A 6,548-nucleotide genomic window follows, 5' to 3' on the forward strand; every position below is an offset into this window, starting at 1 on the left:
CTATCGCATCACCTCCCCTACACATAAACTGATTCGGGAGCTGGCTTTTCTGGACGGAGACAAATTTTCTTACCTGCCTCTATACGTAGATTTAGCGTTGTGGAAGTTTAATCCAGAAACCTATAAGAATCCTCCCCAAATCACTTTTCTGGGCAGGGAATTATGTGTGTCAGAGAAATATCATCATATTTAGCAGAAGTTCAAAATGCCTCAATCCATAGAATTGTTTACTTTGAATTTCATTTCGCTACCTATGAAATTGAAGCTTTACCATCTCCTACTATTAATCTGCATATCCTGCACAAGCAAGGAAGCTACAAAAGAATCCACACAACCTACACGTGGGGTCTGGCTAACAAATGTCGTTAGTGAAGCGATGTTTTCTCAGGAAAACATTGAAAAAGCAATCAAAGAGATCAAGGCCTACGGTTTCAATAGCGTTTTTGTGGTTTGCTTGAACCGAGGATATACCCTTTACCGAGTGAGGTGATGGGAGAGGCGTTTGAATCCCGATAGACCCCAAACATGTGGGGCGTGATCCCTGCAGGAAGTCATTGATGCTGCAAAGAAACATGGATTAAAACCTATGCCTGGTTTGAATTTGGCTTTTCCTCCAGCTACGAAGAAGCTGACGGAGGCCACATCTGAGGCAAAGCCTCAGTGGGCAGCACTGGATACAGCCGGACAAATAGTAAGTAAAAACAGATTTCAATGGATGAATGCCTTCGATCGGAGGTGCAGAAATTTGTTTTAGCCCTCTTGAAGGAAGTGGTGGTGAAATATGAAGTAGATGGAATACAGGGGGATGATCGATTGCCTGCCTTACCCAGTATGGCTGGCTACGAAGCCTACACTTCAGTTATACAGAGATAACCACCGGGGAGCCGATCCTCCCCGAGACATTTTTGATGCTGCCTGGGTGGACTGGCGAGCAAATCTACTCAATCAATTTATGGGGAAAGTTCATACCGAACTCAAGGCCCTGGATCCGGAGGTGGAAATTTCGGTTTCCCCCAGCATATATCCCTGGAGCAAAGAACAATACTTGCAGGACTGGCCCACCTGGGTCGAAGAAGGCTGGTCGATATGGTAGTACCCCAAATCTATCGTTACATTTTGAGAGTTACCAGGCAGAATTGCATAAGATTCTCTATGAACAGGTGGATAGCAACCATTGGGACAAATTACATCCGGGAATTTTACTCCGGGTAGAGACTACTATGCCTCGGATAGTTTGCTCAAGCTTTTTGTAGAGGAGAACAGAAAGCAGGGACTTGAGGGAGAAGTATTTTTCTATTACGAAGGCCTTTCCAAAAGGAAAGCGTTTTTTGAGCAACTGTATCCTCAGTAGTTTCCCTTACAGCTTTTCTCCAGGAATAGGATTGACGGATTTTTCTTAGCTTGCTATTAACGCTGCTAGCTATTCTATTGTTAACCTGTTGGTCCTATGGCTGACATATTTGTCAATACATGAAAACGAGAGCTTTTTTTGCCCTGGCAATCTTTGGCTTAGTGGGCATTTTTATCTCAGAATTGCAAGCCCAACAAAGTCCTGTTGAAGCAGAAATAGATAGTCTCAAAGGGACCCTTTCCCAATATTCAAGGCAAGACACAAATTACATCTACTCTCTTTTTGAGATTGGCTTCCAAAACCAAAATTCAGAGAGCCAAAAGTTGCCTCGAATATATACTTGAGGCGAAAGAGTTGGCGGATGAAAGCGGGTATACAAAACTGCGGGCAAGTCTACAACATCATGGGGATTACTTATACCCCTCAGAATATGTATGCTGAGTCTTTGGCCAGTTTTCGTAAGCCTTGGAGCTCGCCCAGGAATCCGACCACATACAGCTGGTAGGAGAGATACATAACAATATGGGGAATGTCTACAAACGAATCGGAGATTATGCCGGCAGCCTGGAGGCATATCTTGAAGCCGAAAAGGCCTATGATTCCGTCGGCTATTATACGGTATGGCCAGGACAAGCAATAATCTGGGCAATCTGTTTAAGAATAAAGTCAAACTGAGCAAGCCGAGCAGCAGTTCCTGAAAGCCTTGAAAGCATATAAAGAGTTCAAGCACGATCCCGGTTATGCGAGTGTTCAGCTTAATCTGGGAGGGTTTTATACAATAGTGGGAAATTGGCTGAGGCGGAAGAACTCCTGGACAGCGCCCTGCAATACTATCTGGAAGCCGACTTAAGCTCAGAGGTGGCGATTACCTACAATTCTTTGGAAAATCTGTACAAGGCAAAAGGAGAACAGCCCAGGCAAAAGAATACCTAAAAAAAGCGCGCAGGATATCAGATGATATTGGACTTCGAAATGTCAGCCATTTCGCCATCTATAATTTGGCCGAAATTCTGGCGAAAGAGAAGAGATACGAGGAAGCTTTAGCCTTAGCAAATGAAGCAGAACAGCTAGCTCAGGAAACAGGGCTCATCAGCAATGCTGCCAATACAAAAGCCCTCCAGTCCTTTATTTACGAAAGCATGGAGGATTACCAGCAAGCCCTCTATAATTTTATGATCACATCGATCTCCGAGATAGCCTGGATACTGAGCAGGAAAATACCTTTTACCAAAATCTGCAAACCCAAGAGAGGTTTATAATCCGCGAGCAGGAATAAAATCTCAGGCGGAGCAATTACAGTTGCTTGAGGATAAGGTTTCTCTGGAAAATCGTGGAAGTGGACCTTGGGGATTGCCAGTATTGTCCTTCTATTGGAGGAGCATTGTATTTCAGCGCTATAAGAAAAGCAAGAAACTGGCCCGTGATCTGGAAATCCAAAACGAGCTTATCTCAATCAGAAGGCTGAAATAGAAGCCATGGACAAGGTGAAGACTCGTTTCTTTACCAATATATCTCACGAATTCAGAACGCCCTTAAACCTCATCCTGGGGCCTTTAAGGATAAGCAGGGACCTATTCCCCCGCTGGAATTGGGCATGATGCAGCGGAATGCAGAAAGGCTCTTGCGCTTGATCAATCAGATGCTCGACTTTCTAAATTGGAAGTTGGGGAAATGCAGCTGCACTATGAGAATACGGATATCTATGCTTTTCTTCAGGAGTTGGCAGAAGCTTTTCAGTCCAGGGATATGAAAAACATCCAATATCATATTGACATTCCCCCGGTAATAAATGATGCGGGTAGATGTCGAAAAGCTGGAGCACATGGTTTACAATCTCCTTTCAATGCGTTCAAGTTTACCCCACAGGGAGGGAAGGTAGGCTTCTATGCCGCACTGGAATCAGACAATCAGTTACGTATGGCAGTTTCTGATAGTGGCCTGGGAATCCCGCAACATTTTACAGGAAAAGATATTTGAGAGATTCTATCAGGTAGACGGCTCTTCAACCCGGGCATTTGAGGTACAGGAATTGGTCTTCCCTTACAAAAGAACTCACAGAATTATATGGAGGTTCCATTCAACTGGAAAGTGAGTCTGGGGAAGGATGCAGATTTACCCTTTTGCTCCTCTTCTTCCCTATGATCCTAAATTGGAACTGGAGAAAAGTATGCAGCTTTCAGCTCCCATATCTGAGAGTCCCTTTGCTGGTTCAGCCATAGAAGAACAAATTTCCCCTGCTGAGGACATGATCCAAATTCTTTTGGTAGAAGATCATCAGGAATTGCGGCAATACCTCAAAAAACAATTGGAGAGCATTATCGCAGCGTGGAAGCTGCAAATGGAAAAGAAGGCCTGGAACGGCCCGGACAAATCTTCCGGATGTTATCATTAGTGATGTGATGATGCCGGAAATGGATGGAATAGAAATGACGCACCATCTGAAAATGATTTTAAACCAGCCATATCCCCATCATTCTTCTCACGGCTAAAGATGATCAAAATACCCGCAGAGAAGGTTTTGATTTGGGAGCGGATCAATATTTATCCAAACCTTTTGATACCCAGGAACTCCATGCCCGAATCAAAAGTGTCGTTCAACAATCCTTGCGTTTGCAGGAGAAATACAGCAAAGCAATTTATCTCAAGCCGAAAGATTAGAGATCGAGGACCATGAGGCGCGTTTTCTGGAAGGAGCGATGGAAGTGGTAGAAAATCATATGGATGATTCAGAATTTTCTGTCGCTGATATGCAGGAAGAGATTGGGATGAGTCGTATGCAGCTTCATCGAAAACTCAAAGCCCTGAGTGGAAAATCAAGTAGTGAGTTTATCCGCTATATACGCTTGCAACGTGCTGCTGAATTATTGAAGCATCCCGGCTCTCAGGTAGCGGATGTTGCTTATCGTGTTGGCTTCAATCATCTCTCCTATTTTGCCAAATGCTTTAAGGAAGAATTTGGGAGTGTCCCATCTGCCTATAAAGAATTACATAGCTAGAGACCCTCTCTCACTGGCATATTTTTCTAATGCGGAGGATGTATACATCAATCAGGAGATGTATACATCCTACAGCTGTTTAGCTCCTAGCTTTGCATCATACAATAATTTCTTTAGCTAAAACAGTAGAAAATATGATCACAAAATTCTTATCCAATACCATTGTAAAGGGAGGTGTTTCCCCTCTCTTCGATAATCCTGAAAACTATGGATTATCCTATGAAGATGTGAGCTTTACAGCTTCAGATGGAGTGGAAATTTCCGGATGGCTAGTGAAGGGAGGAAGTGATAAAATTATTCTTCAATCTCACTTTGGGGTACAGGCTTGTCGAGCAGGATTTACTCCGAAGGAAAGGGGATGGTGAAATTGTGAATGAAGAAATCAATTTCCTCAAACATTGTAAAGATCTGGTAGACAAAGGCTATTCTGTTTTGATGTATGATTTCAGGAATCATGGAAATAGCTCAAGCGGTAGTTGCGAATGGGTGACCTGGGGACCGGAAGAAGCTAAAGATGTATTAGCTGCGGTAGAATTCATTTCCAAAATGAGACCTACAAAGACGCCCAGATCGGACTCCTAAGTATTTGTATGGGAGCAGCTTCTACGACATATGCTTTTGGTCAGGAAGATGGCTTGAAAAAGTATAAAATATCAAAGCCATGGTGGCCATCCAGCCAATGATCTATCCAGACTTTGTAAATGCCTTGGGCTTACCAGGCTTTCTTGCGATTGGTAAACAAGGAGAATAATAAGCGGACGCAATCGATATGGTCCATACTTCCTTTATCCCTAAAGTAAAGATATTCCAGTCCCGACTTTATTGGTCCAGAATGATCAGGATGAATACCTGAATAAGGAGACCATTGAGAAATTCTATGCTGAATTGCAGGTGGAAAAAAAATGATGTGGCTGTCTGGAATCGGTAAGAAACGGCGCAGCTGCATATGACTATCTGACCACCCATCTTGCCGAGATTCTGGCCTGGTTTGATAAACACATGAATTAATCCTTCCCACAAAATTTTAAACAAGATGATAAACGAACAACAAACGCAAATGCTGACGATGCTTGCACAAGGCCTGTCAGTTCCACCGAGAACGCCATTCTCCGGACTCCAGAGGGAATATGGAATGGAGTATGAGGAAATCTCCTTCACGACTGCTGATGGGGTGAAGATCGAAGGTTGGTTTATTCTGCCAGTCAAATAAAATCATCATCAGCAATCACTTTTCTCCTGCCAATCGCTATGGGTTTGCCGGTCATCAGGAACCCTTTACCTATGGGGAGGTTTCGAAGTCAATTTTCTCCCTAGGTATAAAGCTTTGCACGATGCAGGATATAATGTGCTTGCATATGATTTAAGGTGTCATGGAAAAAGTGAAGGGGTGAAAAAGGGATTACTGGAGTGGGTTATTTTGAATGGCAGGAGGTCCTTGTTTCTCTGGATTATGTCCGTACAAGGTCTGAAACATCTGAAATGGATATTTCCTGATGAGTATGTGTATGGGTGCCAATGCAACCCTCAATGCAATGGAGAAAGATCCTGCTGCTTTCGAGGAGTTAAAAGCTTACTGGCCATTGCCCCGCTAAAAGGAAGGACTACTATCGAAAGGAATTGTGAAACATGGAATCGATTCAGAGCAAGGAGTGGAAGCTTTCGAACCATATATAAAGGGATTACAGGTTTAAGTGTGGATGATCACAATATCATTCCCAAAGCTGAATTCATTATATTCCTACTTCTTCTTACAGGTGAGAAATGATATGAATTCCCGGTGGACAGATGTACAGGAAATGTATGATAAGACGCCTGTAGAAGACAAGAAAATCTTTTATGTTGGGAAACTCCCTGGCGATTTCATGGATACACATATTTCTCAGAACATCCCGAGCAAATGATAGAATGGTTCGATGCCCATTCATAAGGTCTAAGATCACTCAATGTCAGAAGGCTGATTAATTTCAGCTTTCTGCACCTTATAATCACCTTTGAGATTTGCATCAGAAAGGAAATCTCACGTAAATGAATAGGATTTTTTAAGAATCAAAGCCTCAGATAAAGAACAAGCGTATGACATTATTAAGTTCAAAATGGATGATAGGACTGGGAATTCTTCTCCTGATTCTGATTATCCTCTATGCAGTTGGGCGAAAGTCAGCCCATGCAGAAATCATGATCCCTGCCAGTAAATCAAAAGT

Annotated in this window: 12 protein-coding genes and 1 pseudogene; all 13 read left to right on the top strand. The window is 43.0% G+C overall.

The annotated features are described in order from the left end of the window. Positions 1-193: hypothetical protein (locus D5R40_RS38265; protein WP_205127731.1), on the top strand; the 193-nt coding region annotated here is incomplete at its 5' end. 60 nt (positions 194-253) lie between these two features. Further along, positions 254-490 carry a family 10 glycosylhydrolase gene (locus D5R40_RS42995; RefSeq protein ID WP_375339424.1) on the top strand — a complete coding sequence of 79 codons (237 nt, stop codon included), beginning with the start codon at positions 254-256 and terminating at the stop codon, positions 488-490. A gap of 96 nt (positions 491-586) precedes the next feature. Next, the gene (locus tag D5R40_RS38270) at positions 587-754 is read left to right on the top strand and encodes a hypothetical protein (RefSeq protein ID WP_205127732.1); all 168 of its coding nucleotides are present in this window, start codon (positions 587-589) and stop codon (positions 752-754) included. Beyond that, positions 712-1,093: pseudogene (locus D5R40_RS43000) on the top strand (family 10 glycosylhydrolase). Before D5R40_RS38270 ends, D5R40_RS43000 begins: the two are co-directional and overlap by 43 nt. Before the next feature lie 1,047 nt (positions 1,094-2,140). Next, a complete protein-coding gene (locus D5R40_RS36380) occupies positions 2,141-2,284 on the top strand; it encodes a hypothetical protein (RefSeq protein ID WP_161565098.1) in 144 nt (47 codons plus the stop codon). Positions 2,285-2,349: 65 nt separating this feature from the next. Beyond that, a complete protein-coding gene (locus D5R40_RS29230) occupies positions 2,350-2,610 on the top strand; it encodes a hypothetical protein (protein WP_124155605.1) in 261 nt (86 codons plus the stop codon). Positions 2,611-2,826: 216 nt separating this feature from the next. Beyond that, positions 2,827-2,949, top strand: coding sequence for a histidine kinase dimerization/phospho-acceptor domain-containing protein (locus tag D5R40_RS43005; protein ID WP_124155606.1), 123 nt, complete (start codon positions 2,827-2,829; stop codon positions 2,947-2,949). A gap of 73 nt (positions 2,950-3,022) precedes the next feature. Then, positions 3,023-3,328, top strand: coding sequence for a sensor histidine kinase (locus tag D5R40_RS29240; RefSeq protein ID WP_124155607.1), 306 nt, complete (start codon positions 3,023-3,025; stop codon positions 3,326-3,328). 127 nt (positions 3,329-3,455) lie between these two features. After that, positions 3,456-3,743: a hypothetical protein gene (locus D5R40_RS36385; protein ID WP_161565099.1), complete on the top strand. Its 288-nt coding sequence runs from the start codon at positions 3,456-3,458 to the stop codon at positions 3,741-3,743. Positions 3,744-3,820: 77 nt separating this feature from the next. Beyond that, positions 3,821-4,009: a response regulator gene (locus D5R40_RS43010; protein ID WP_375339425.1), complete on the top strand. Its 189-nt coding sequence runs from the start codon at positions 3,821-3,823 to the stop codon at positions 4,007-4,009. A 38-nt stretch (positions 4,010-4,047) separates the two neighbouring features. After that, the gene (locus tag D5R40_RS29255; RefSeq protein WP_124155608.1) at positions 4,048-4,347 is read left to right on the top strand and encodes a helix-turn-helix transcriptional regulator; all 300 of its coding nucleotides are present in this window, start codon (positions 4,048-4,050) and stop codon (positions 4,345-4,347) included. Positions 4,348-4,481: 134 nt separating this feature from the next. Further along, positions 4,482-4,712: a hypothetical protein gene (locus D5R40_RS29260; protein WP_124155609.1), complete on the top strand. Its 231-nt coding sequence runs from the start codon at positions 4,482-4,484 to the stop codon at positions 4,710-4,712. 668 nt (positions 4,713-5,380) lie between these two features. Continuing rightward, on the top strand, positions 5,381-5,557 hold the full coding sequence (locus D5R40_RS36390) for a hypothetical protein (RefSeq protein WP_161565100.1): 177 nt from the start codon (positions 5,381-5,383) through the stop codon (positions 5,555-5,557). Positions 5,558-6,548 lie beyond the last annotated feature (991 nt).

Origin of the sequence: Okeania hirsuta (assembly GCF_003838195.1) — a bacterium.
GTDB classification, from domain to species: domain Bacteria; phylum Cyanobacteriota; class Cyanobacteriia; order Cyanobacteriales; family Microcoleaceae; genus Okeania; species Okeania hirsuta.